Source organism: Micrococcus sp. KT16, assembly GCF_003315015.1.
Classification (GTDB): Bacteria; Actinomycetota; Actinomycetes; order Actinomycetales; family Micrococcaceae; genus Micrococcus; species Micrococcus luteus.
In genome coordinates this window covers 163,211-188,232 of record NZ_QNRG01000004.1, presented here as the reverse complement: position 1 = coordinate 188,232, position 25,022 = coordinate 163,211, and the positions used below count along the sequence as shown (strand labels likewise).

The 25,022-nt window shown below is 73.4% G+C and carries 23 protein-coding genes; 13 read left to right on the top strand and 10 right to left on the bottom strand.

Features of this window, described 5'->3' with window-relative positions:
- Nucleotides 1-50: 50 nt before the first annotated feature.
- Nucleotides 51-929: a siderophore-interacting protein gene (locus tag DE149_RS05620; RefSeq protein ID WP_095695246.1), complete on the bottom strand. Its 879-nt coding sequence runs from the start codon at nt 927-929 to the stop codon at nt 51-53.
- Between the two features lie 202 nt (nt 930-1,131).
- Between DE149_RS05620 and DE149_RS05615 the strand changes: the two genes are divergently transcribed.
- From DE149_RS05615 to hutG, 7 genes are all read left to right on the top strand, one after another.
- Nucleotides 1,132-2,010 carry a DMT family transporter gene (locus DE149_RS05615; protein WP_113914121.1) on the top strand — a complete coding sequence of 293 codons (879 nt, stop codon included), beginning with the start codon at nt 1,132-1,134 and terminating at the stop codon, nt 2,008-2,010.
- A gap of 15 nt (nt 2,011-2,025) precedes the next feature.
- A complete protein-coding gene (locus tag DE149_RS05610) occupies nt 2,026-2,832 on the top strand; it encodes a DUF1648 domain-containing protein (protein WP_113914155.1) in 807 nt (268 codons plus the stop codon).
- 8 nt (nt 2,833-2,840) lie between these two features.
- Complete coding sequence (locus DE149_RS05605) at nt 2,841-3,377, top strand: metallophosphoesterase (RefSeq protein ID WP_041104447.1); 537 nt, start codon at nt 2,841-2,843, stop codon at nt 3,375-3,377.
- A gap of 209 nt (nt 3,378-3,586) precedes the next feature.
- A complete protein-coding gene (locus tag DE149_RS05600) occupies nt 3,587-4,519 on the top strand; it encodes a hypothetical protein (protein ID WP_049147891.1) in 933 nt (310 codons plus the stop codon).
- Nucleotides 4,520-4,741: 222 nt separating this feature from the next.
- Complete coding sequence (locus tag DE149_RS05595) at nt 4,742-6,115, top strand: O-acetylhomoserine aminocarboxypropyltransferase/cysteine synthase family protein (protein WP_049147892.1); 1,374 nt, start codon at nt 4,742-4,744, stop codon at nt 6,113-6,115.
- 3 nt (nt 6,116-6,118) lie between these two features.
- Nucleotides 6,119-6,634 carry a CoA-binding protein gene (locus DE149_RS05590; protein WP_041104443.1) on the top strand — a complete coding sequence of 172 codons (516 nt, stop codon included), beginning with the start codon at nt 6,119-6,121 and terminating at the stop codon, nt 6,632-6,634.
- A 74-nt stretch (nt 6,635-6,708) separates the two neighbouring features.
- Entirely contained in the window at nt 6,709-7,755 is a 1,047-nt protein-coding gene (gene hutG, locus DE149_RS05585) for a formimidoylglutamase (RefSeq protein WP_049147893.1), read from the top strand.
- 40 nt (nt 7,756-7,795) lie between these two features.
- Here hutG and DE149_RS05580 read toward each other — a convergent pair whose 3' ends face one another.
- Nucleotides 7,796-8,473: a GntR family transcriptional regulator gene (locus DE149_RS05580; RefSeq protein WP_049147894.1), complete on the bottom strand. Its 678-nt coding sequence runs from the start codon at nt 8,471-8,473 to the stop codon at nt 7,796-7,798.
- A gap of 165 nt (nt 8,474-8,638) precedes the next feature.
- Here DE149_RS05580 and DE149_RS05575 point away from each other — a divergent pair, with 165 nt between their 5' ends.
- From DE149_RS05575 to DE149_RS11810, 3 genes are read left to right on the top strand one after another with little or no spacing between them, the layout of a single operon-like run.
- Nucleotides 8,639-9,238, top strand: coding sequence for a flavin reductase family protein (locus DE149_RS05575; protein WP_230297363.1), 600 nt, complete (start codon nt 8,639-8,641; stop codon nt 9,236-9,238).
- Nucleotides 9,235-9,975, top strand: a complete 741-nt coding sequence (locus DE149_RS11815; RefSeq protein ID WP_230297364.1) for an MFS transporter — start codon at nt 9,235-9,237, stop codon at nt 9,973-9,975. Before DE149_RS05575 ends, DE149_RS11815 begins: the two co-directional genes overlap by 4 nt.
- 6 nt (nt 9,976-9,981) lie before the next feature.
- Nucleotides 9,982-10,536: a hypothetical protein gene (locus tag DE149_RS11810; RefSeq protein WP_363692579.1), complete on the top strand. Its 555-nt coding sequence runs from the start codon at nt 9,982-9,984 to the stop codon at nt 10,534-10,536.
- A gap of 103 nt (nt 10,537-10,639) precedes the next feature.
- Here the strand turns inward: DE149_RS11810 and hutH are convergent, their stop codons facing one another.
- From hutH to hutU, 4 genes are all read right to left on the bottom strand, one after another.
- Nucleotides 10,640-12,253: a histidine ammonia-lyase gene (gene hutH / locus DE149_RS05565; protein ID WP_049147895.1), complete on the bottom strand. Its 1,614-nt coding sequence runs from the start codon at nt 12,251-12,253 to the stop codon at nt 10,640-10,642.
- A 29-nt stretch (nt 12,254-12,282) separates the two neighbouring features.
- On the bottom strand, nt 12,283-13,488 hold the full coding sequence (gene hutI / locus DE149_RS05560) for an imidazolonepropionase (protein WP_049147896.1): 1,206 nt from the start codon (nt 13,486-13,488) through the stop codon (nt 12,283-12,285).
- Between the two features lie 47 nt (nt 13,489-13,535).
- A complete protein-coding gene (locus DE149_RS05555; protein WP_080981730.1) occupies nt 13,536-14,912 on the bottom strand; it encodes a YjiH family protein in 1,377 nt (458 codons plus the stop codon).
- Nucleotides 14,913-15,029: 117 nt separating this feature from the next.
- On the bottom strand, nt 15,030-16,727 hold the full coding sequence (gene hutU / locus DE149_RS05550; RefSeq protein ID WP_049147830.1) for a urocanate hydratase: 1,698 nt from the start codon (nt 16,725-16,727) through the stop codon (nt 15,030-15,032).
- Between the two features lie 150 nt (nt 16,728-16,877).
- Here hutU and DE149_RS05545 point away from each other — a divergent pair, with 150 nt between their 5' ends.
- The gene (locus tag DE149_RS05545; RefSeq protein ID WP_041104426.1) at nt 16,878-17,591 is read left to right on the top strand and encodes an IclR family transcriptional regulator; all 714 of its coding nucleotides are present in this window, start codon (nt 16,878-16,880) and stop codon (nt 17,589-17,591) included.
- A gap of 114 nt (nt 17,592-17,705) precedes the next feature.
- On the opposite strand, the gene DE149_RS05540 is transcribed toward DE149_RS05545, so the two are convergent.
- Together DE149_RS05540 and DE149_RS05535 are read right to left on the bottom strand one after the other, a co-directional pair.
- Complete coding sequence (locus DE149_RS05540; RefSeq protein ID WP_036315779.1) at nt 17,706-18,245, bottom strand: hypothetical protein; 540 nt, start codon at nt 18,243-18,245, stop codon at nt 17,706-17,708.
- Nucleotides 18,246-18,382: 137 nt separating this feature from the next.
- Nucleotides 18,383-19,168: a carbon-nitrogen hydrolase family protein gene (locus tag DE149_RS05535; protein WP_036315777.1), complete on the bottom strand. Its 786-nt coding sequence runs from the start codon at nt 19,166-19,168 to the stop codon at nt 18,383-18,385.
- A 170-nt stretch (nt 19,169-19,338) separates the two neighbouring features.
- On the opposite strand from DE149_RS05535, the gene DE149_RS05530 reads away from it, so the two are divergent.
- Nucleotides 19,339-21,558, top strand: coding sequence for a catalase (locus tag DE149_RS05530; protein ID WP_020624966.1), 2,220 nt, complete (start codon nt 19,339-19,341; stop codon nt 21,556-21,558).
- Between the two features lie 127 nt (nt 21,559-21,685).
- Here the strand turns inward: DE149_RS05530 and DE149_RS05525 are convergent, their stop codons facing one another.
- Entirely contained in the window at nt 21,686-22,975 is a 1,290-nt protein-coding gene (locus DE149_RS05525; RefSeq protein WP_036315830.1) for an adenylosuccinate synthase, read from the bottom strand.
- Nucleotides 22,976-23,111: 136 nt separating this feature from the next.
- Here DE149_RS05525 and DE149_RS05520 point away from each other — a divergent pair, with 136 nt between their 5' ends.
- Nucleotides 23,112-23,663 (top strand): hypothetical protein, encoded by a 552-nt coding sequence (locus DE149_RS05520; RefSeq protein WP_113914120.1) that lies wholly within the window; start codon nt 23,112-23,114, stop codon nt 23,661-23,663.
- A 66-nt stretch (nt 23,664-23,729) separates the two neighbouring features.
- Here DE149_RS05520 and bioB read toward each other — a convergent pair whose 3' ends face one another.
- The gene (gene bioB, locus DE149_RS05515) at nt 23,730-24,968 is read right to left on the bottom strand and encodes a biotin synthase BioB (protein ID WP_049147827.1); all 1,239 of its coding nucleotides are present in this window, start codon (nt 24,966-24,968) and stop codon (nt 23,730-23,732) included.
- Nucleotides 24,969-25,022: the final 54 nt, after the last annotated feature.

Here is a 25,022-nt window from a genome sequence, read left to right as displayed (position 1 = left end):
GTCATACCCTGAGGGGCGGCGGAACTGCGGCTGTGCCGATCCTGTGCGGGTCAGCCGCCGGTGGTGCCGTCCTCGAAGATCTGCCCCGCCGGGGTCTGCTTCTCCGCCTGGAACACGTCCTCGGCGCGGCCGTAGGCCCAGTACGCGCTCACCGACAGCTGCCGCCGGTCCACGCCGCGCACGTCCGTGAGGTACGCCCGGACGCGCTTGACCTGCTCCCGCTCGCCGTGCACGAACGCGTGCACCCGCCCCTCCCGCCACGCCGCGTCCTCGACGGCGGCGGCGAACCGCGTCGTCTCCGGGGTGAAGGGGCCGCCGCGGTGCAGCCAGCGCACCTCGACGCCGGCCGGCGCGGTCAGGGGCACCTCGTCCCGGGCGTCGGTCACCTCGATCAGCGCGAGACCGGCCGCCGCGGCGTCCGTGGCGGCGAGGTCCTCGAGGGCGGCGGCGATCGCCGGCAGCGCGGACTCATCGCCGGCGAGCAGGTGCCAGTCAGCGGTGGGGTCGGGTCGGTAGGCGCCGCCGGGGCCCAGGAACGCGACCTGCTGCCCCACCGGCTCGGACGCCGCCCACGCCCCGGCCAGGCCGCCGTCGCGTCCGGGGGCGGCGCCGTCGTCGGACGCGCCGTGGACCACGAAGTCGACGTCCATGGTGCGGGCGGCCGCGTCCATGCGGCGCACCGTGTAGGTGCGGCGGACCGGCAGCTGCTCCGGGGCGAGGCGCTCGCGGAGGGCGTCCAGGTCGTACGGGGGCTCGAGGCCGAGCGCGGGGCCGGCGAAGAGCAGCTTCACGTACTGGTCCGTGGCGCCCTTCTCCGCCCAGCGGGCGTGGACGGCGTCGAACTGCTCGCCGCCGAGGGTCAGGCGCACGAGGTGCGGGGTGAGCCGGCGGGCGGCCAGCACGGTGAGGACGGTCTGGGGCCGGGCCATGCGGGCCTCCTGGGGTCGGGGGCGGGGTCTGCGCGGGCACGCGTCCCCCACTCTCCCACGACGAGGCGGATTAGCGCACGTCAGCGTGATGTTTTCCGCGGCCTCGGGGTCAGCGGAACCGGGCCCCCCGGTGGTCCTCCGGCAGCAGCGCTCCCGCGCCGGCCGGGGCCGGGGTGGCGCGGCGCGCCCCTAGGCTGTGGGCGTGCGTCTCGTCCTGCTCGTCCTGCTCTCGCTGCTGAGCCAGCAGCTCGGCGCGTCCGTGGCGGGCCTGCTGTTCGACGACGTCGGCGCGTCCGCCATGGTCGCCCTGCGCGTGGTGTTCTCCGCGGCCGTGCTGCTGCTCGTCACCCGGCCGAGCCGCGCCGCCCTCGCCGGCCTGGGCCCCCGGGGGTGGGCCGCCGTCGTCGGGCTGGGCGCGGCCATGACCGGCATGAACCTGGCCATCTACGAGGCGTTCGCGCGGATCCCGCAGGGCGTGGCCGTGACGTTCGAGGTGCTCGGGCCGCTGGCGCTGTCCGTGGCGGCGAGGCCGTCGTGGCGGTCGGCGGCGTGGGCGGCCCTCGCGCTCGCCGGGATCGGGGTGCTCGGCCGGGAGGGGTTCAGCGCGGACGGCGGGATCGGCGGGGCGGGACTGGACCCGGTGGGGGTGGCGCTCGCGCTGGCCGCGGCGGCGTGCTGGGCGGCATACATCCTGCTCTCGCGGCGCGCGGGGACCCACCTGCCGGGGGTGCAGGGGCTGGCCCTGGCGACGGCGGCCGGGTCCCTCGTGGCGCTGCCGGTCGGCGTCGCGACGGCGGGGGCGGCCCTGCTCTCCCCCGTGGTGCTGGGCGTGGGGCTGGCCGTGGCGTTGCTGTCCACAGCGGTGCCGTACGGGATCGACCTGCAGGTGCTGCGCCGCATGCCGACCGCGCTGTTCTCCCTGCTGACGTGCCTCTCGCCGATCGCGGCGGCGCTGACGGCGTGGGCCGTGCGCGGGCAGGAGCTCACCCCGCTGGACCTGGCGGGGATGCTGCTGGTGATCGCGGCGTGCGCGGCCGCCGTCTGGACGGGCCGATCACCGGGTGTGGCGGGCAGGGGCTGAGGCTAGCCTGTGTCGATGCCCCACCCGTCCCGTCCCGCCCCCGACGACGTCCCCGCCGCCGAGCGCGCCGCCCTGCGCCGTGGCCGGCTGCGTCCGTGGCTGCCGTTCCTGCTCGCGGCCGTGCTGTGCCTGGCGCTGCTGGGGTGGGCCCTCGTCGCCCTGCCGGGCCTGCCGGAGCGCGTGCCCACGCACTGGGGCGTCGACGGGCGGCCGGATGCGTGGGAGGACACCTCGTTCGGCACGGTGGCGACGGGGCCGCTGATCGGCCTCGGCGTGACGGGGTTCCTGGCCCTGGTCTCCGCGATGGTCACCGTCCTCACCCCCACGGATCCGGGGCTGTCCCCGTGGCGGCGCGTGCGCCAGACGGGGGTGCACCGCGGGGTCCGGGAGGGCATCGGCTGGCTGTGCGTGCTCATGGTCCTGGCGCTGGCCCCGTCGACGGTAGAGGTGCTCGCCGCCGGAGCCTGGACGATGCCGTGGTGGCTCCTGCCCCTCACACTGACCGTGCTCATGGTGGGCATCTTCCCGGCGATGCGGGCCGGAACGCAGCGGTGGACGCGCTGGTCGGACCGCGTCGCGGCGGAGCTCGGGCACCGGCCCACGGCCGCGGAACGCGCCGAGGACGAGGTGTGGACGCCCCTGGGGCTCAAGCGCGACCCCGAGGACCCGGCCGTCTTCCCCGCCAAACGCCCCGGCTACGGCGTGGGCGTGACGATCAACCTCGCCACGCCGGTGGGCCGGTGGCTGGTGCGCGGATTCGTGGCGGTGTTCATCATCGGCCTGCCGCTGGCGCTCTGGCTCGGCGCGTTCGCCGCGCGGTGAGGCGGACCGTGTCCGACGACGTCGCCGTCCGCCTGCTCCTGATCGCCGACACCCACATCCCGCGGCGTGCCCGCGCCCTGCCCGCGCAGGTGTGGGCCGGGGTGGCGCGGGCCGACGTCGTGCTCCACGCCGGCGACTGGGTGACCGAGGACGTGCTCGACGACCTCGACGCACGGGCCGCCCGGCTGGTGGGCGTGTGGGGCAACAACGACGGGCCGGGGCTGCGGGCGCGGCTGCCCGAGGTGGCGCGCGTGGAGATCGGCGGGGTGCGGATCGCGATGGTCCACGAGACGGGCCCGGCGGCCGGCCGCGAGCGCCGCATGGCCGCGGCGTTCCCGGACGCGGACGTGCTGGTGTTCGGGCACAGCCACATCCCGTGGGACACCGTGGCCGGCCCGGAGACCGCGAACCCGGGCCTGCGGCTGCTCAACCCCGGCTCCTGCACGGACCGGCGACGGCAGCCGGTGTGCACGCTGATGCGCGCGGTGGCGCGGGACGGACGGCTCGAGGACGTGGAGCTGGTGTCCGTGGACCGCACGCCGTGACCGACGGGCCGGCCGCTCCCCCCTGCAACGCTGGTTGAGTTATCACGGGTCCAGGCGGCTTGCACCCGTGATAACTCAACCCGCGTCGCGCCGGTGCCACCATGACCGGCGGGTCGGCCGCTCCTGCACAGCCACCACGACGACGGCGGCCCTCCCCAGGGCGCGTCGGTCCGGTCCGTCGCAGGGCCCGGGGGCGGCAGGCTCACCCCATGACCGCGCGCACGCCCCTGCCGTCCACCCTCGCCGCGGGCGCCTTCACGACGGCCGAGCTGCACGCCGCCGGCCTGCCGTGGCGCCGCACCCTCGCGGCAGACCTCGCCCGGATCTGCCGCGGCGTGCACACCGCGGGCATCCCCGACCCGTGCGCCCCGGACGGCGCGGCCGCGCTGGTCCGCCTCACGGGCGGGGTGGTCTCCCACGTCTCTGCCGCCCTCTGGCACGGACTGCCGCTGCCGCCCCGCCTCGCGCGGCCCGCCGGACTGCACCTGACCTTCGACCGCTCCGCGCGCACGCACCGGACCGACCTGGACGGCGTCGTCAGCCACCGGGTGCGGCTGCCCTCCGACCACGTGCTCGAGCTTCCCGACGGCCAGCGCGTCACGACGGCGGCGCGCACCTGGTTCGACCTCGCCGGGATGCTCCGCCCCCACGAGGTGGACTGGCTCATCGCGGACGGCGACCACCTGGTGCGTCCGCCGTGGACGCCGACGGGCCGGGCGGACCCCGTGGCCACCGTGTCCGAGCTGTCGGAGGTGCTCGCCCGCTGCCGTGGCCGGCCGGGTGTCCGTCTCGCACGTGCCGCGCTGGCGGAGGTGCGCGTCGGGGCCGACTCCCCGCCCGAGACCTTCCTCCGGCTCGCGCTGATCCGGGCCGGGCTGCCGGAGCCGGAGCTGCAGGTCGCCGTCGACCCGGCCGACCCGGCCTCGCCCGTCGTGGACCTCGGGTACCGGGGGGCGCGCCTGGCCCTCCAGTACGACGGCGCCGGCCACCGCACGGCTCAGCAGCAGGCGAGGGACGCCCGTCGGGACGCGTACTGCCTCGAGCGGGAATGGACGACCCTGCGCTGCACCTGGGAGGACCAGCGCGCTGGGTTCGGGCGGATCGTGGGGCTGGTCCGGCGTCGGCTCGCCCGCACGCGCTGATCCGCCCCCGCGGCCAACACGGGTTGAGTTGTCACGGGTCCCGTCCAACGCGGGTTGAGTTGTCACGGGTCCAGGCCCGCGTAACCGGTGATAACTCAACCCGCGTTGCACGGCACCGGCCTGCGCCGCGTGACGCTCTGCGACGTGCCCACCCTGCCCCCGGCGCACCTCGCCCGGGACAATGGGAGGGACTGTCCCGAAGCCTCCATCGAAAGGACCCCCGTGGCTGACCACGAGTTCGGCTTCCGCACCCAGGCGCTGCACGCGGGCGCCGTCCCGGACGCCGTCCACGGCTCCCGCGCGGTGCCGATCCACCAGACCAGCTCCTTCGTGTTCGAGTCCGCCGAAGACGCCGCCAACCTCTTCGCGCTGCAGAAGTACGGCAACATCTACTCGCGGATCGGCAACCCCACGGTCGCCGCGTTCGAGGAGCGGGTCGCCACGCTCGAGGGCGGGATCGGGGCCGTCGCGACGGCGTCCGGCATGGCCGCCGAGTTCGTCACCTTCGCGGCCCTCGCCGCGGCCGGCGACCACATCGTGGCGTCCTCCAAGCTGTACGGCGGCACGATCACCCAGCTGGACGTCTCCCTGCGCCGGTTCGGCGTCGAGACCACGTTCGTGGACTCCGCCGAGGCCGCGGACTTCGAGGCCGCCCTCCAGCCCAACACCAAGGCCGTCTACACGGAGATCGTCGCCAACCCCTCCGGTGACGTCGTGGACCTGCCGGGCCTGGCCGACGTCGCCCACCGGCACGGCGTGCCGCTCGTCGTGGACGCGACCCTCACCCCGCCCTACCTGATCCGGCCGATCGAACACGGCGCGGACATCGTCATCCATTCGGCCACGAAGTTCCTCGGCGGGCAGGGCACCACGCTCGGCGGCGTCGTGGTGGAGTCCGGCCGCTTCCCGTGGGACAACGGCAAGTTCCCGTCCATGACCGAGCCCGTGCCCTCGTACGGCGGCGTCTCCTGGTGGGGCAACTTCGGCGAGTACGGTTTCCTCACCAAGCTCCGCTCGGAGCAGCTGCGCGACTTCGGCCCGTCGCTGGCCCCGCAGTCGGCGTTCCAGCTGCTGCTCGGCGTCGAGACGCTGGCCCCGCGCATGGACGCCCACCTGGCGAATGCGCAGGCCGTGGCGCAGTGGCTGGACGAGGACCCGCGCGTCTCCTGGGTCCGCTACGCCGGCCTGCCCGACCACCCGCACCACGCCCGCGCGCAGCAGCTGCTGCCCCGGGGCGTCGGCTCGGTGTTCAGCTTCGGCGTGGCCCCGGCAGCCACAGACACCGACGACGGCGCCTCCGGTCCGGAGGCCGGGCGTGCGACGGCGTCGCGCTTCATCTCCGCCCTGCAGCTGGCCAGCCACCTGGCCAACATCGGCGACGCGAAGACGCTCGTGCTGCACCCCGCCACGACGACCCATCAGCAGCTCACCGCCGAGCAGCTCGTGGCCGCGGGCATCCCGGAGGACCTCATCCGCATCTCGGTGGGCATCGAGGACACCGAGGACATCCTCTGGGACCTGGACCAGGCCCTGACCGAGGCCACCGGCCGCACCCGCGACGACGACGGCGCCCCGGCCGCGCCGAAGGAGGCCTGAGCCATGAGCACCACCCACCCCGAGCGCACCTGGACCGGCCCCGGCGCCCCCGAGCGCCTGGCGATCCTGCGGCGCACCCGGTCGATCGCGATCGTCGGCGCCTCGGACAAGCCGGCCCGTGCGTCGTACTTCGTGGCCACGTACCTGCTGAGCTCGACCACGTACGACGTCTACTTCGTCAATCCCGTGCTCGCCGCGGCCGGCAAGGAGATCCTCGGCCACCGCGTGTACGCCTCGCTGGACGACCTGCCCGTCACCCCGGACCTCGTGGAGGTGTTCCGCAAGTCCTCCGACGCCCCCGAGGTGGTGGCGGACGCCGCCCGCGTGGGCGCCCGGACCGTGTGGCTGCAGCTGGGCATCTGGAACGAGGACGCCGCGCGTCAGGCCGAGGCCGCGGGCCTGGAGGTCGTGATGGACCGCTGTGTGAAGATCGAGCACGCCCGCTTCCACGGCGGGCTCAACCTCGCCGGCTTCGTCACCGGCGTGATCAGCTCGCGGCGCCAGGAACTGGACCGCTAGGCGGACGACGCCCCGTGTCGGGCGTCGTCCGGCCCTCGTTGCGCACCCGCCCGTCGATGGCGTGGGATGGGCCCATGACCTCCGAGCTCCCCTCCCCCTCCCTCTCCCCCGCCTGGACCGGCCGCACCGACGGCGACACCCCCGAGCACCTGCGCTGGCACCAGGTCGTCCGCCCCGCCGACGGCCGCGGCGAGCCCACGACGACGCAGCGCCACCCCGGTGCCGGTGCTCCGACGTCGGGCGCGCGGTCCACGGCGCTCGTCGGCTTCGCCTCGGACGAGGGCGTGCGCCGGAACCACGGCCGCGTGGGCGCCGAGGACGGCCCGGAGGCGCTGCGCGGTGCGCTCGCCTCGCTCGCGTACCTCGAGGGCACGGGCGCGCTCGTGGACGCGGGCGACGTGTCCGTGGACCGTGGCGACGACGATGCCCCGGGCGAGCTCGAGGCGGGCCAGGCCGAGCTGGGCACGGTGGTCAGCGGGCTGCTGAACGCCCACGACCTGGCCGTGGTGCTCGGCGGCGGACACGAGACCGCCTACGCCTCGATCACGGGCCTGACCGGCTCCACGCGCGTGGGCGCGGGCACCCGCGTGGGCATCCTCAACCTGGACGCGCACTTCGACCTGCGCGAGGCGCCGCGGCCCAGCTCCGGCACCCCGTTCCTCCAGGCCCTGCGGGATGCCGAGGGGGCGGAGCATCAGCTCTCCTACGCGGTGGTGGGCATCAGCGAGGCCAACAACACCCGGGCCCTGTTCGACACCGCGCGCGAACGCGGGGTCACGTGGGTGACCGACGAGCAGGCCCAGACCGCCGACGTCACCGGCGTGCGCCGCTGGGTGCGCTCGTTCATCAACGCCGTGGATGTGCTCTACCTGACGATCGACCTGGATGTGCTGCCGGCCGCCGTCGCCCCGGGGGTGAGCGCACCGGCCGGCTTCGGCGTGCCGTACGAGGTGATCCACGCGTGCGCGCTGGAGGCCACCCAGTCCGGGAAGCTGGCCCTGGCCGACGTCGTGGAGCTCAACCCCGCCCTGGACGTGGACGGCCGCACCGCGAAGGCCGCGGCCCGGCTGATCCACACGGTCGTCAGCCGTCACCGGACGGACGCGTCGCTGCTGGCCTGAGGCGGGCCGGGGGTCCCTTCCGGCGCGGGGGCCGCGCGCGTCAGCGTCCCTCCGCCCACGGGGCCGGGGGCTCGGCGCTGCCGTGGTCCGCGCGTCGGGCGGCGTAGTCCAGCGCCGAGCGTGCCAGGAAGTCGTGTAGGGCCAGCACCCCGGCCCGGGCTCCTGCCGCGTCCCTCCGGGTCACCGCCTCCAGCGCCGGGACGTAGAACGCCCGGCCGCGTTCGACCTCGTCGGGCAGGCCCTTCGTGGTGGCGAGCCAGAACCGCCGGGAGAGCCCCTGGAGCGGGACCAGGGAATCGGCGAGATAGCGGTTGTTCGCGATCGTGCGCAGGAGTTCGTGCGAGCGCCCGACGGCGGCGACGTACGCGGCCAGGTCCTCCACCGTGCGCAGGTGCCGCACGTGGGCCGCGACGGCGGCCAGCTGCTCCTCGTCCGCCCGCGCGCAGGCCAGTCCCACGGCCAGCGCCTCGAGCGACCGCCGCACCTCCAGCCTCTCCAGCTGGTCGTCCACGGAGATCGGGGGCACCTGCAGTCCCCGTCCCCCACCGACCAGGAGCCAGTGGTCTCGGATGAGGCGCTGCACGGCCTCGCGCAGGGGCGTGCGCCCCGTCTCGGCGACGTCAATGAGGTCCGCCTCGCTGAGGATGGCGCCCGGTGGCAGCTCCCCGGTCTCGATCTTCTGCATCAGGCGGGCGTAGGCCTCCTCCGACTTGTTCATGGGCCCAGCGTAGGCAGTGATCTGCCCCCAATCCGCTTGATATATCCGGAATATGCGACATAGCGTGGCCCACACACTGTTACCGGCATCACATGGAGGACTCATGAAGTACCGCCGCAGCACGAGGCCAACCCCCTGCCCTTCTCCCCCTTCAAGAGCTCCACCGTGCCGCGGCCCATCGGCTGGCTGTCCTCCGTGAGCACGGACGGCCGGGAGAACATCGCCCCCTACAGCCAGTGGCAGAACCTCACCTTCGACCCGCCCATGGTGATGTTCTCCGCGAACCAGTACCCGGACGGACGCCGCAAGGACACCGTCCTCAACGCGGAGCAGACCGGCTGGTTCGTGTGGAACATGGCCACCTACGACCTGCGCGAGGCCGTCAACGTCTCCGCCATGGCCCTGAAGCCGGGCGAGAGCGAGTGGGACCGCATCGCCGAGCACGGCGTCACCAAGGTCTACGCGGACAACCACCCCATCCCGATGGTCGCCGAGTCCCCCGTGCGCTTCGAGTGCCGCTACCACTCGACGCACCGCATCAAGGGCGACTCGAACGTCGGCACCATCGACGTGGTCTTCGCCCACGTGGACACCATCCACATCGACGACGACGTCATCACCGCCGACGGCCGCATCGACATCCCGCGCATCCAGCCGATCGCCCGCCTGGGCTACTTCGACTACACCGTGGTGCGGGAGACCTTCGAGATGCGGGTGCCCGGCGCCGACGGCGATGCCCAGGCCGGCCTCGAGGGACGGGCATGAGCACCGCGGCCACCGGCGCGGCCCGGCCCGCTCCCGTGCCCCGGGCCCGCCCCCGGAGCCTGAAGGACATGCTGGCCGTGAACTTCGGCAACGCGCTGGAGTGGTACGACTGGAACGTCTACACGATCTTCGCCCCGGTCTTCGCGGCGCAGATCTTCCACGCGGACAATCCCACCTCCGAGCTGCTCGCCACCCTGGCCGTCTTCGCGGTGGGCTTCGTCGCCCGCCCCATCGGCGGCTACGTGTTCGGCGCCTACGCGGACCGGGTGGGCCGCAAGCGCAGCCTCTTCGCGGCGATGATGATCACCGCGCTCGGCAGCCTGATCATCGCCTTCACCCCCACCTACGGCACGGTGGGCGTCCTCGCCTCGGTGATCCTCGTCATCGCCCGCCTGCTGCAGGGCCTGGCGCATGGCGGCGAGATGGGCACCTCCGTGACCTACCTCGTGGAGCGGGCGCCGCAGGGTCGGCGCGGGCTGTTCGGGGCGACGTCGTGGGTGTCCGTGGTGGTGGGCACGATCCTGGCCACGCTCGTGGGCCTGGCCATCAACACGCTGCTCTCTCCCGAGCAGGTGGCGTCCTGGGGCTGGCGCGTGGCGTTCGGCATCGGCGGCGTCCTCGGCCTCTACGCGCTGTACCTGCGACGGAGCCTGACGGAGTCGGAGCACTTCACGGCGGCGCAGCAGGTGGTGCCCACCGCCGACGACGCTCCCCGCCGGGAGCCGGGTGCGGTGTGACGCGGCCTGCTGACGATCTTCCTGGTCTCCGCGGGCGGCTCCCTGATGTTCTACACGTGGCTGATCTACCTGCCCACGCACGCGCAGGTGGCCCATCAGATGGACAAGTCCACCACCCTCTCGGCCTCGCTCGTGGCCCAGGTGATCTTCCTGGCCGCCATCCTCGGGGCGGGCCTGCTGGGCGACCGGATCGGCCGCCGTCCGCTGGTCATCGCCTTCGGCCTGCTCTTCGTGGTGCTGCCGTTCCCGCTGTTCGGCATGCTGGACGGCACCTTCGCCTCGTTCCTGCTCGTGCAGACCATCGCCCTGCTGGCGGTGGCGCTGCTGTTCGGCGTCAACGGCGCCGTCTGGTCCGAGGCGCTGCCCACGGCGGTGCGCGCCAAGGGCGTGGCCACCATGCTCTCACTGGCCACCGCGATCTTCGGCGGCACGGCGCCGTACCTGATCACGTGGCTGACGGCGCAGGGGTGGGCCAGCGCGTTCCCGATCTACCTCATGGTGGTCGGCGGCCTCACCGGCCTGGTCATGAAGGAGACGAAGGACGTGGACCTGGCGGCCTGAGCCGGAAGGGCCGCCCACACACAGAGTGGTCACGACACGCCGTCTCGCGCAGGCGCACGGGGCATGTCGTGACCACTCTGTGGCGTCGGACCACGCTGTGGCGTCAGTGCCCCTCGGCCTCGGCGCCCTCGGACTCCTCGGCCAGGTCCTGCGGCTCGGCGTCGGCGGACACGCCCGCGAGCGCCTCCGCCACGGCGGCCAGCACGGACCCGTCGCGCAGGGCCTGCTCGGCGGCGGCCAGCTGCGGGGCCATGTACTGGTCCGGGCCGGGGCCGGGGACGCCGGCCTCGCGGATCACGCGGACGGCGGCACCGGTCGCGGCGGAGGGCTGCAGTGGGGCGCGCAGCTCGATCGCGCGGGCGGCGGCCACGAGCTCGACGGCGAGCACGCGGCGGAAGTTCTCCACGGCCGAGCGCAGCTTGCGGGCGGCGTGCCAGCCCATGGAGACGTGGTCCTCCTGCATCGCGGAGGACGGGATGGAGTCCACGGACGCGGGCACGGCCAGGCGCTTCATGTCCGAGACGAGCCCGGCCTGCGTGTACTGGGCGATCATCATGCCGGAGTCCACGCCCGGGTCGTCCACGAGGAACGCGGGCAGCCCGTGTGAGCGGGCCGGGTCCAGCATGCGGTCGGTGCGGCGCTCGGACATGCTGGCGACGTCGGCCACCGGGATGGCCAGGAAGTCCAGCACGTACGCCACGGGCGCCCCGTGGAAGTTGCCGTTCGAGCTCACCCGGCCGTCGTCGAGCACCACCGGGTTGTCCACGGTCGCGGCGAGCTCGCGCTCGGCCACGGTGCGCACGTACGCGAGGGTGTCGCGCAGGCCGCCGGCCACCTGCGGGGCGCAGCGCAGCGAGTAGGCGTCCTGCACGCGGGAGTCGCCCTCCTTGTGGCTGGCCACGATCGGCGAGCCCGCCAGGATCTTCAGCATCCGCTCCGCGGAGGCCGCCTGGCCCGGGTGGGGGCGCAGCGGGAAATGCAGCTCCCGCACGAACACGCGGTCGGTGCCGAGCAGTGCCTCCACGGACATGGCGGCGGTGAGGTCCACGGTGTCGGCGAGCTCGTCGAGGTCCGCCAGGGCCATGATCAGCATGCCGAGCATGCCCTCGGTGCCGTTGACGAGGGCCAGGCCCTCCTTCTCCCGCAGCTCGACCGGCTCGATCCCGGCCTCGGCGAGCGCCTCGCCGGCCGGACGCAGCGCGCCGTCCTCCCCGACGACGTCGCCCTCGCCCATCAGCGCCAGGGCCACGTGGGAGAGCGGAGCGAGGTCGCCGGAGCAGCCCAGCGAGCCGAACTCGCGCACGGCGGGGGTGATGCCCGCGTTGAGCATGGCCACGAAGGTCTCGACCACCACGGGGCGCACGCCCGTGCGGCCGGAGGCCAGCGTGGTGGCGCGCAGGAACATCAGCGCGCGGACGACCTCGCGCTCCACCACGGGGCCCATGCCGGCGGCGTGGGAGCGGATCAGGGACTTCTGCAGCTGCGCGCGGGACTCGAGCGGGATGTGCTTGTCCGCGAGCGCGCCGAAGCCGGTGGAGACGCCGTAGGTGGGGGTCTCGGCCTCGGCCAGCGCCTCGACGTGGCGGCGCACCGCGCCGACGGTCTCGAGCACGTCGTCGGCGAGCACCACGCGGGCGTCGTGGCGGGCCACGGCGACGACGTCGTCCAGGGTGGCCCCGGACGTGCCGAGCGTGACGGTGGCGGGAGGGGTGGTCATGGTGATGCGTTCTCCTTGCTGTCGGTCGATCAGACGGCCCGGCGACCGGCGCGCCAGACCGCATGGGTCAGCGGCATGCCGGGGCGGTAGGCCAGGTGGATGGCGGCGGGGGCGTCGAGCACGTGCAGGTCGGCGCGCTTGCCGACCTCGAGGCTCCCGACGCGGTCCTGCGCCCGCAGGCCGAGGGCCCCGCCGAGGGTGGCGGCGCGCACGGCCTCGGCGAGGGTCAGGTGCATCTGCAGCACGGCGGTGCCCACGTTGAAGTTCATGGACGTGGTGTAGCTGGTGCCCGGGTTGCAGTTCGAGGCCAGGGAGACCTCGATGCCGGCGTCGAGCAGGCGACGCGCGGGCGCCAGCGGGGCGCGGGTGGACAGGTCGCACGCGGGCAGGCAGCCGGCCACGGTGCCGGGCGTGCCGGTGGCCGAGGCGCGGTCCCAGCCGGTCCAGGTGCCGGCCAGGGCCTCGACGTCCGCGTCGGAGAGGTGGTTGACGTGGTCCACGGAGGCGGCGCCGAACTCCACGGCCACGCCCACACCCGGGCCCTGCTCGATCTGGTTGCCGTGCAGGCGCACGCCCAGCCCCGCCGCCACACCCGCGGCGAGCACGCGGCGGGTCTGCTCGGCGTCGAAGGCGCCGGTGTCGCAGAACACGTCCACCCAGCTCGCGTGCTCCCGCACGGCCTCGAGCATCGGCCCGACGACGTCGTCGAGGTAGTCCTCCGCGTCCCGGCCCGGGGGCACGAGGTGGGCGCCGAGGAAGGTCACCTCGTCGACGAGGCCCTCCTCGCGCAGCCCGGCCAGCAGGCGCGCGTGGCGGGCCTCCTCCGCCACGGTGAGCCCGTAGCCGGTCTTGGTCTCGAGGTAGGTGGTGCCTCCGGCCACCGCGTCGGCCACCCGGCCGCGGACCAGCTCGGCCAGGCGGTCGTCCGAGGCGGCGCGGGTGGCGGAGGTGGTCACGCCGATGCCGCCGGCCGCGTAGGACTCCCCGGCCATGCGGGCCTCGAACTCGGCGGAGCGGTCCCCGTCGAACACGAGATGCGTGTGGGAGTCCACCCAGCCGGGCAGCACGGCACGGCCCCCCACGGACACCCGGTCGTCCGCGTCCGGGGCGTCCGCGGCGGCACCGATCCAGGCGATGCGCTCGTCCTCGACGACGACGGCCGCGTCCGTGAGCACCCGCCCTTCGGGGTCGACGGTGGTCAGCTCGGCGATGTCGGTGATGAGCGTGGAGCGCATGGGGGCCTCTCTGCGGGACGGACGGGGGTGGGCCGGTGGGGCGGGCCTCAGGTGAGCGCGGCCACCAGGTGGGCCAGCGGCGTGGCCAGCACGATGGTGAGCGCCACGCGCTCGACCCAGATCACCAGGAGGTGCCACATCTTCACGGGGATGTCCGTGGCCAGGATGGCAGGAACCACCGCGGAGAAGAAGATGATTGCGGAGACGCAGACGACGCCGATCACGAACCGGGCGACGAGGTCCTCGTGACCGGCCGCCATCGTGGCCGGGATGAACATCTCGGCGATCGAGGTGGCGGAGGCCGAGGCCAGCAGGCCGGGGTCGGAGTAGCCGAGCGCCCAGAACAGCGGGTAGAAGATCACGCCGATCCACTCGAACACGGGCGTGTACGTGGCCAGGACCAGGGCGATCAGGCCCACGGACATGATGGACGGCAGGATCTGGAGCACCATCACGAGTCCATCCCGGAAGTTGACCCAGATGTTCTTCGGCAGGGACGGGGCCTCGGCGAGGGTCTGCTCGGCGGCGCGACGGGCCACGCGGAAGCGGTCCCGGGTGACGGCCTGCTCGGGCGAGTGGGTGACGCCCGGGTAGCACTCGTCCGGGATGCGGCTCAGCGGCGGGATGCGCACCGTGATGGCGGTGACCGCGAACGTCACCGCGAGGGTGCCGAAGAAGTACCAGAGCCAGATGTCCATCAGGCCCAGCGTCTTGGCCACGATCACCATGAAGGTCGCGGACACCGTGGAGAACCCGACGGCGATGATCGCCGCCTCGCGGGCCGTATAACGGCCGCCGGTGTACATGCGGTTGGTGAGCAGCAGGCCCAGGGCGTAGGAGCCCACGAAGGAGGCCACGGCGTCGACGGCGGCGCGGCCGGGCACGCGCCAGATCGGCCGCATGGCCGGGCGCAGGTAGACGCCCACGAACTCCATGAGGCCGTAGCCGATCACGAGGGCCAGGAAGACGCCGCCGATGGGCACGATCAGGCCCACGGGCACCACGAGCTTGTCCATCAGGAACGGGCCGATGCTCTTGTCCAGGATCCAGCTCGGGCCCACGCCGAACACGACCATCGCCGAGGCGACCAGGCCGAGCACGGCGAGGAGGGCGAAGACCGTCCGGGTGGTGCTGGTCCGCCAGCGGCCCGAGGCGAACGGGTACACGGCGCCGGCGGCGATGATGGCCAGGCCCACCCAGCGGTCGGCCGGGCCGAGCAGCCCGCGCACCCAGGTCACCAGGTGGTCCAGCGGGATGGAGCTCGCCCCGTTGATCGTGACGGGCACGAAGAACATGACGATGCCGATCGCCGAGTAGACGATCATGCGCCAGCGCGCCGGCGGGCGGGGCGCGTCGGCCTCGATCGCGGCCATCGCGGTGGTGTCGGTGTGCAGCTCGTGGTCTGCGGGGCGGGACGAGTCCATCGTGGTGTCCTTTCGATCGCGAGCCGGACGGGCGGCCGCCCGTCCGGCTCGCGGCGGTGAAGTCGTCGGACGGCGACGGCGCGGCGGCACCGTCGCCGTCCGACGACGTGACCGGGGTCAGTCCCGGATCGTGGCCTCCATGGGCACACGGACGCCGCGCTCCTTCGCCACCTCGGCGGCGCGGGAGTAGCCGGCGTCGACGTGGCGGATGACGCCCATGCCCGGGTCGTTGGTGAGCAGCGCCTCGAGCTTGGCCGCGGCCAGCTCGGTGCCGTCGGCCACGCCCACCTGGCCGGCGTGGATGGACCGGCCGATGCCGACGCCGCCGCCGTGGTGGATCGACACCCAGGTGGCACCCGAGGAGGTGGCGGTCAGCGCGTTCAGCAGCGGCCAGTCGGCGATCGCGTCGGAGCCGTCCAGCATGGACTCGGTCTCGCGGTACGGGGAGGCCACGGAGCCCGAGTCGAGGTGGTCGCGGCCGATCACGATCGGCGCCTTGACCTTGCCCTCGGCCACGAGCTGGTTGAAGAGCAGGCCGGCCTTGTGGCGCTCGCCGTAGCCCAGCCAGCAGATGCGGGCCGGCAGGCCCTCGAACTCCACGAACTCGGCGGCGCCGTCGAGCCAGCGGTGCAGGTGCTCGTTCTCGGGGAACAGCTCCTTCAGGGCCTCGTCGGTCACGCGGATGTCCTCCGGGTCGCCGGAGAGCGCGGCCCAGCGGAACGGGCCGAGGCCCTCGCAGAACAGCGGGCGGATGTAGGCCGGGACGAAGCCCGGGAACTCGAACGCGCGGGAGTAGCCGGCCTTGCGGGCCTCGTCGCGGATGGAGTTGCCGTAGTCGAACACCTCGGCGCCGATGTCCTGGAAGCCGACCATGGCCTCGACCTGGCGGGCCATGGACTCCTGGGCCTTCTTGGTGAAGGTGTCCGGGTCGGCCTCGGCCTCGGCGTGCCAGTCCTTCTCGTCGATCTCGATCGGCAGGTAGGACAGCGGGTCGTGCGCGGAGGTCTGGTCGGTGACGATGTCGATCTCGACGGTGCCGGCCTTCTGGCGCTCGAGCAGCTCGGGGAACACCTCGGCGGCGTTGCCCACGAGGCCCACGGAGACGGCCTCGCCGTCGCGCTTGGCCTGCATGACGCGCTCGACGGCCTTGTCGATGTCCGTCTCCACCTCGTCCAGGTAGCGCTTGCCCATGCGACGGCGCAGGCGGTCCTCCGAGACGTCCACGATCAGGCAGACGCCGCCGTTGAGGGTGACGGCCAGGGGCTGGGCGCCGCCCATGCCGCCGCAGCCGCCGGTGAGGGTCAGGGTGCCCTTGAGGGAGCCGTCGTAGCGCTTGCGGCCGATCGCGGCGAAGGTCTCGTAGGTGCCCTGCAGGATGCCCTGGGTGGCGATGTAGATCCACGAGCCGGCGGTCATCTGGCCGTACATCATCAGGCCCTCGGCCTCGAGCTCGCGGAACTCCGGCCACGTGGCCCAGTCGCCCACCAGGTTGGAGTTGGCGATCAGCACGCGCGGGGCCCACTTGTTGGTACGGAACACGCCCACCGGCTTGCCGGACTGCACCAGGAGGGTCTCGTCCTCCTCGAGGTCCTTGAGGGTGGCGACGATGGCGTCGTAGGCCTCCCAGGAGCGGGCCGCGCGGCCGGTGCCGCCGTAGACGACGAGGTCCTCGGGACGCTCGGCGACCTCGGGGTCCAGGTTGTTCATGAGCATCCGCAGCGGGGCCTCGGTCTGCCAGGACTTGGCGGAGAGCTCGGTGCCGCGCGGGGCGCGGATGGTGCGGGACGGGTCGTGCTGGGTGAAGCCCACGGCCATGGCAGTTCCTCTCGACGGGGTGCGTGCGCCGCCGGGACGGGTGGCCCCGGTGATTTCACGGCTCGGCATGCACTTTCCGAACATTGAAACAGTGACTCGGCTCACGCGCAAGCCCGATCCGCGTGTCCCGCACCCGTTACGCTCCCTCTCATGACCACCACCCCCACCGCCTCGACGCGCACCGTGGACCGGGCCCTGGACCTGCTCGCCGCCGTCACCGAGCAGCCCCGGCTGAGCCTGACCGAGGCCGCCCGCGCCACGGAGCTGCCGGCGTCCACGGCGCTGCGCCTGCTGCGCAGCCTCGAGGGATCCGGCTTCGTGGCCCGCGACGACGACGGCGCCTACCGCCCCGGCGTGCGCCTCATCCAGCTCGGGGCGCGGGCCTTCTCCCGAGACTCGCTCGTGCAGCTGGCCCGCGGGCCGATGGACCACGTCGTGGCCGCCACGGGCGAATCCGTCTACCTCTCGGTGACGACCCCTCCGGACTCCGCCGTCTACCTGGCGATCGTGGAGGGCACGCACTCCGTCCGCCACACGAACTGGGTCGGACGCACCGTCCCCCTGGCGGGCACGGCCGTGGGCGACGCCCTGCGCGGCAGCGTGGCCGCGGGGGACTACACGCTGCGCACCCGTTCCGTGGAGAAGGACGTCACCTCGCTGTCCGCCCCCATCAGCGTGGCGGGCACGGTGGTCGGTGCGCTCAGCACGCTCGTGCCGGCCTACCGCTGCACGGACGAGCTGGCGGACCGGTGCGGGGCGGCCCTCGTCGCCGCCACCGGCGAGCTCGCGCACCTGCTCGGGGCGGCCGACACTCCCAGGGAACGCCCAGCCGACTCCCCTGGAAAGCCCAAGGCGAGTTCGTAGGCTGAAGCCACCTCATCGAAGGTGCGAGTGATGACGGAGAAGGCCCCGGGCCCGGCGAGAGCCGGAACCGGGGCCTTTCTCTGCGGCCGGCGCCCGAGGCGCCGGTTGCGGGGATCAGCGGCGGGAGGAGACGACGCCCGCCCAGAGGCCGCCGAGCAGGCCCGCCACCGGCAGCATCCAGAACAGGTGCAGGCCCGCCCCGTAGAGGACGGTGTTGGAGAACACCGCGAACAGGCCCACGGCACCGAGGAAGCCGCCGACCACGCCACCGACCACGTAGCGCACGACGGAGCGGGCAGCCCCGCCCATCAGCAGCACGACCAGGTAGCCGGCCGCGCCCGCCAGGGCGCCGCCCACCAGGCCGAACATGAACGACTGCACCAGCACGACCCAGCCGTGGCCGGTCTCGCCCAGCGCCACGGAGCCGTTCGGATCACCCAGGTCGCCGGTGAGCACGCGCACGACGTTGCCGATGATCACGACGAGCACCGAGACGAGGATGACGCGGTTGGTGAAGCCCCAGCCCTCCACCGGGCCCAGCGGCTCGAGCACCTCCTCCTCCACCACGGCGTGGCGCACGGGGCGGGCCGGGGCGGTGTGGGCGTTCGCGGCGTGGGGCTGGACGGCGTGGCTGCCGTCGGCGTTGATGGTCATCTCTGATCTCCCGTCCCGCCCCGGGCGGGGCGCGTTCCGAGCGCCGGGGCGCCCGTCTGGTTGCACGTCTGACGTGATTTTAGGCTTTTCCCAGCCCGAGGGGGTAATGGTGACCCGTCCGCCGGGCGGGGGGCGGCTCAGAGGACGTCGGTGCGGCGGTTGGCGAGCGAGGGGAGGAACTCCCGGACCTCGTCGATCCGCTCGCGGGTGACCTCCGCGGTCACCACGGCCTCCCGCTCGTCGGCGAGCTCGGCGACGGGCAGCGCCAGCGGGTCCACGATCATCGAGTGGCCCACGGTGCCGTCCGAGCACGTGTCGGCCGCGGCCACCCACACCGTGTTCTCCACCGCGCGGGCCTTGAGCAGGGTGCGCCAGTGGTCCACCTTGTGCTCGCCGGAGAACCACGCCGCGGGGATCACGAGCACGTCCGCGCCCTCCACCGCCAGACGCCGGGACAGCTCGGGGAAGCGCAGGTCGTAGCAGGTGAGCAGGCCCAGGCGGAGCCCGCCGAGCTCGATCGCCGCGACGCCGCCGTCGCCGGGGGTGATCCGGTCCGACTCGCGGTGCGCGAACGCGTCGTAGAGGTGGAGCTTGCGGTACGCGCCCAGCCGGGCGCCGTCCGCGCCCACCGCCAGCAGCGTGTTGTAGGGACGCCGGTCCGGTCCCGGCTCGTAGCCGCCCGCGACGACGGCGATCCCGTGCTCACGCGCCAGCGCCGCCAGGCCCGCGGCGAACGGCTCCCAGGCCGCGGCGACGGCGTCGGGGAACTCCTCCCCCACCTCGCGGGCCCCGAGCATGGCCTCCTCGGGCAGCACCAGGAGGTCCGCCCCCTCGCCCGCGGCGCGGGCGGCGAGGCGGGCCATCACGGCCAGGTTCTCCTCGACGTCGCCCACGGGCCCGAACTGTCCGACGCTGATCCTCATGCCCCCAGGGTAGCCAGGCCCCTGCCGGTGGCCGTCAGCCCTGGTCAGCGCTGGGGCCAGCCGCCACGCTGGGGACCGGGCACGACGTCGGCCCGCATCGGCCGCCGTCGTCCTCCGCCCCCGATCCGCGCGGCACCGCGCGGCACGTCGACACCACAGGAGCAGACGCGATGACCACCCAGCAGCCCGACATCCCCGGCACGCCGGGGCCGATCACCCCCGACCTCGAGGAGCACACCGCCCTCACCCACCCGGACCAGCCCGTGGCCGTCCCGGCCCCGGACCAGCGCGGTCCGGCACAGGTCTCCCCCACCGGCCAGGACACCGGCGCCGACCCCGCGACCGCCGCGCAGGGCTGCCCGTACCTGACCACCGCGCACGGTGTGCGCCTGCAGGACTCGGACCACTCGCTCAAGGCCGGCCGCCGCGGCCCCACCCTGCTGCAGGACCACCACCTGCGGGAGAAGCTCAGCCACTTCGACCACGAGCGCATCCCCGAGCGCGTGGTCCACGCCCGCGGCGCCGGCGCCCACGGCGTGTTCCGCGGCTACGGCACCGCCGCGAAGATCAGCCGGGCCGGACTCTTCGCCAAGGACAAGGAGACGGAGGTGTTCGTCCGCTTCTCCACCGTGGCCGGCTCCCGCGGCTCCATGGACCTGGCCCGCGACACCCGCGGCTTCGCCACCAAGTTCTACACGGACGAGGGCACGTGGGACCTGGTGGGCAACAACATCCCCGTGTTCTTCGTGCAGGACGCCATCAAGTTCCCGGACGTGGTGCACTCGGTGAAGCCGCACCCGGACCGCGAGATCCCGCAGGCGCAGTCCGCGCACGACACGTTCTGGGACTTCGTGTCCCTGCACACCGAGGCCCAGCACCACACCCTGTGGAACATGTCCGACCGCGGCATCCCGCGCTCCTACCGCATGATGGAGGGCTTCGGCGTCCACACCTACCGTCTGATCGCGGCGGACGGCTCCACCGTGCTGGTCAAGTTCCACTGGAAGCCGATGCTCGGCGTGCACTCCGTGACCTGGGAGGAGGCGCTGCTCACCAACGGCATGGACCCGGACTTCCACCGGCGTGACCTCGCCGACGCGATCGAGGCCGGCGCCTTCCCCGAGTGGGAGCTCGGCGTGCAGGTGTTCGAGGACAACGAGGAGCAGATGTTCGAGGGCATCGACCTGCTCGACCCCACGAAGCTGGTCCCGGAGGAGCTCGCCCCCGTGCAGCCCCTCGGCCGCATGACGCTGAACGCCAACCCGTCCAACTACTTCGCGGAGACGGAGCAGGTGGCCTTCAACCCGGCCAACCTCGTGCCCGGCATCGACGTCACCAACGACCCGCTCCTGCAGGGCCGCCTCTTCTCCTACCTGGACACGCAGCTCACCCGCCTCGGCGGGCCGAACTGGAACCAGCTGCCCATCAACCGCCCGCACGCCCCGGTCAACGACATGCTGCGTGACGGCTTCCACCAGAGCGCCGTGCATCGCGGCGTGGCGCCGTACCGGCCCAACTCGCTCGACGGCGGCCTGCCGTACGAGACCCCCGCGGACGACCACGCGTTCATCGAGCACCCGGAGCCGCTGCCGGCCTCGGTGAAGGAGCGCGCGCACGCCGCGTCCTTCGACGACCACTTCTCGCAGGCGCGCCTGTTCTTCCTCTCCCTCTCCGAGGTGGAGCGCGAGCACGTGGCGCAGGCGTACACGTTCGAGCTCGGCAAGTGCTACGAGCAGACCATCCGCGAGCGCCAGCTGGCCCACCTCGCCGCGATCGACACGCGACTGGCCCAGCAGGTCGCGGACGGCCTGGGCATCCCCGTCCCCGCGCCGACCGAGACCCCGGCCGACGTGCAGCCCTCCCCCGTGCTGTCCCAGATCGGCGGGGCGTGGCCGCTCGACGGCCGTCAGGTCGGCGTCGTGGTGGGCGAGTCCGTGGACGAGAAGGAGCTGGACGCCCTCGTGCAGGGCATCCACGGTGCGGGCATGGTCCCGCTGGTCATCGCACCGAAGGGCGGCCCCGTGGCCGGGGAGATCGTGGCCCAGCGGACCTACCTGACCGCCGCGTCCATCGAGCTGGATGCCGTGGTCGTGGCCTCGCCGGCGGCCCCCGCCGCAGACGCCGCCCCCAGCCTGGACCAGAAGGCCGGCGCCGCCGACTCCGAGGCGGTGGACCCGCGCGTCGTCAAAGTGCTGCAGGAGATGTGGCGCCACTCGAAGGCGATCCTCGCCCTCGAGCCGGCGGAGGCCGTCCTCGCTGCCGCCCAGGTGTCCGGCAAGGGCGTCGAGTCCGCGGCGGACGGCGCGGCCGCCGTGGCGGCGCTGAAGCAGCTCCTGCCCGCGCACCGCGTGTGGGACCGCTTCCCGACGACGGGCCGCCTGGCCGACTGACCGGCGGACCCCCGGGCGCTTTCGAACGTGAGATAGGGCCTATCTCACGTTCGAAAGCGCCCATTCGCCCTCTTTCACGTTCGAAAGTGCAGGCCAGGGTGGGCCGGGGGCGGGGCGGCGGGCCGGGTCAGTCCTCGATGAGGTCGCGGACCTGGACCACCTGATCGCGGCCCGGGCCCACGCCGATCGCGGAGATCCGGCAGCCCGAGAGCTTCTCGAGGGCCTCCACGTAGCGCTGGGCGTTCAGCGGCAGATCCGTGAACGCGCGGGCGCCCGAGATGTCCTCGGTCCACCCGTCGAAGAGCTCGTACACCGGCTTCGCGTGATGGAACTCGGTCTGGGTCATGGGCATGCGGTCGTGGCGCACGCCGTCCACCTCGTAGGCCACGCACACCGGGATCTTCTCGATGCCGGTGAGCACGTCCAGCTTGGTGAGGAAGTAGTCCGTGAAGCCGTTGATCCGCGCGGCGTAGTGGGCCATGACGGCGTCGTACCAGCCGGTGCGCCGCGGGCGGCCGGTGTTCACGCCGAACTCGCCGCCGGTGGTGCGCAGCTGCTCGCCCATCTCGTCGAAGAGCTCCGTGGGGAACGGACCGGCGCCGACGCGCGTGGTGTAGGCCTTCACGATGCCGATGGTGCGGGAGAAGCGGGTGGGGCCGATGCCCGCGCCCACGGCCGCGCCGCCGGCGGTCGGGTTGGACGAGGTCACGAACGGGTAGGTGCCGTGGTCCACGTCCAGGTAGGTGGCCTGGCCGCCCTCCATGAGCACCACCTTGCCCTCGTCCAGGGCGTCGTTGAGCAGGTTCACGGAGTCCACGACCATGGGGCGCAGGCGGTCCGCGTAGCCCAGGAAGTACTCGGCGATCTCGTCCACGGTCACGGCGCGGCGGTTGTAGAGCTTCACCAGCAGCTCGTTCTTCTGCCGCAGGGCGCCCTCGATCTTCTGGCGCAGGATCGACTCGTCGAAGATGTCCTGCACGCGGATGCCCAGGCGGGCCACCTTGTCCATGTAGGTGGGGCCGATGCCGCGGCCGGTGGTGCCGATCGCGCGCTTGCCCAGGAACCGCTCGGTCACCTTGTCCATGGTCTGGTGGTACGGCGCCACGAGGTGGGCGTTGGCGGAGATCTTCAGGTGCTCGCACGGGTGGCCGCGGGACTCGAGCCCGTCGATCTCCTCGAACAGCGCCTCCAGGTTCACCACCACGCCGTTGCCGATCACCGGCACCGCGTTGGGCGAGAGGATGCCGGCGGGCAGCAGCTTGAGCTCGAACTTCTCCCCGTTGACGACGACGGTGTGCCCGGCGTTGTTGCCGCCGTTCGGCTTGACGACGTAGTCCACTCGCCCGCCCAGCAGGTCGGTGGCCTTGCCCTTGCCCTCGTCGCCCCACTGGGCTCCGACGATCGCGATCGCTGGCATCTGCATCTCTCCTCAGGGCCGCGGGTCGCCCCGGACCGGCCCGTACATGGAAAACGCCCCCTTGCGGTGCACGCGGAGGCCGTACCCCCGAATCCTACCAGCGTGACGGATGCCACCCTCTGGCTACGCTGGCGCCATGAGCACCGCAGCGCCCGGCACCCAGCACTCGGAGTTCGCCTCCCCGACCCCCACCCGCAAGGGCCCGAGCGTGGGCACGTGGCGCCCCTGGGCCGTGCTGCCGTGGGCGCTGGCCCTCCTCGCCCTGCCCCTGATCGCGCTCGCCCTGCGCTCCAACTTCGGCGCGAACGGCTGGATGACGGTCATCTACATGGTCTTCGGCGCCCTGCCCCACGAACTCGTCCTCGTGCTCATGGTGGGGAGCCTGTTCCTCCTGCCCCGCGTGGACCCGCAGGATGAGCAGCGGGGCGGCATCCGGCTGGGGCGCCTGCTGCACACGCTGCTGGGCATCTCCTGGGGGTCCTTCGCGCTGGCCGCGATCATCTTCCCCGACGGCGGCGACCACCCGGACTCCGGCGCCACGACCCCGGTGCTCATGGACCTGCTCGGCAAGAGCACCGCGATGGACGTCGGCCTCGTGGGCGGCCTCGCCCTCGTGGCCGTCAGCGCGCTCACCGGTCTCGCGGTGATCGTGGTGTGCGTGGTGCGGCGGATCCGCGCCGTTCGCTGAGCACGCTCCCGACGACGGCGGTCAGCGCGCCGACATGACGCGCTGACCGTCACGGTCACGGCGCGTTCAGGCGTTGGCGGGCTCGGCCGTGCCCGCACCCCGACGGCGCAGCTCGGGCTTCACGGTGCCCTCGGCGCCCGTGTCGGGTCGGGCGTCCTCCGCGGCCCCGGCCTCCGAGGCGACGGCCGCACCGGAGCCGCACGGGCCGGCGTCGTCCGTGCCGCCGCAGCAGCCGCCGGCCGAGGCGCCGTCGTCGGCCGCGGCCTGCTGCGCACGCTCCTCGGCGCCGAGCACGGTGAAGCCGGCGTCGGCGATCATCTGCAGGTCCGCCTCGGCGTCCTGGCCCTCGGAGGTGAGGTAGTCGCCGAGGAAGATCGAGTTGGCCACCTGCAGGCCGACCGGCTGCAGGGAACGCAGGTGCATCTCGCGGCCGCCGGCGATGCGCAGCTCCTTGTCCGGGCAGGCCAGGCGGACCATGGCGAGGATCCGGAGGCACTCGAGCGGGGTGAGCTGCTGGTGGCCCTGCAGCGGGGTGCCGTCGAAGGGCATGAGGAAGTTGACGGGGATGGAGTCGGAGTCCAGGTCGCGGAGCGCGAGGACGGCCTCGACGAGCTGCTCGTGCGTCTCCCCCATGCCCGCGATCAGGCCGCTGCAGGAGGACAGGCCGGCGGCGCCGGCGCGCTGCACGGTGTCCACGCGCTGCTCGTAGGTGTGGGAGGTGCAGATGGACTCGTAGTGGGACTCGGCCGTGTTGAGGTTGTGGTTGTAGGCGTCGACGCCGGCGTCCTTGAGCTTCTCGGCCTGGCCGTCCTTGAGGAAGCCGAGGCACGCGCACACCTCGACGTCCGGGTGCTGGGCCTTGAGGTCGCCGACCATGCCGGCCACGCGGTCGACGTCGCGATCCGTGGGGCCGGTGCCGGAGGCGACCATGCACACGCGCGAGGCGCCGCCGGCGATGCCCAGGCCCGCCTGGCGGACGGCCTCCTCCGGCTTGAGCCACGTGTACCGCAGGATCTCGGCCTCGGTGCCGAGACGCTGGGAGCAGTAGGTGCAGTTCTCCGGGCAGAGGCCGGTCTTGAGGCTGACCAGGTAGTTGACCTTGACGGTGCGGCCGAAGTGCTTCTCGCGCAGGCGCGAGGCCGCCGCGACGATGCGGAACGTGTCCGCGTCCGGGGCGTCCAGCACAGCGACGGCCTCCTCAGCGGTAAGCACGTGGCCCGCCTCGATGCGGTCCACGAGGGCCTCGGGGTCGAGGGCGGCGGCGGGGCGGGGGTCGACGGCGGGGGCGTCCTGGGTGGCGGTCATGCGGGCCTCTCCGGTGGGCGGGGCTCGGCCCCGGGTGGGTCTGACCCGAGGGAC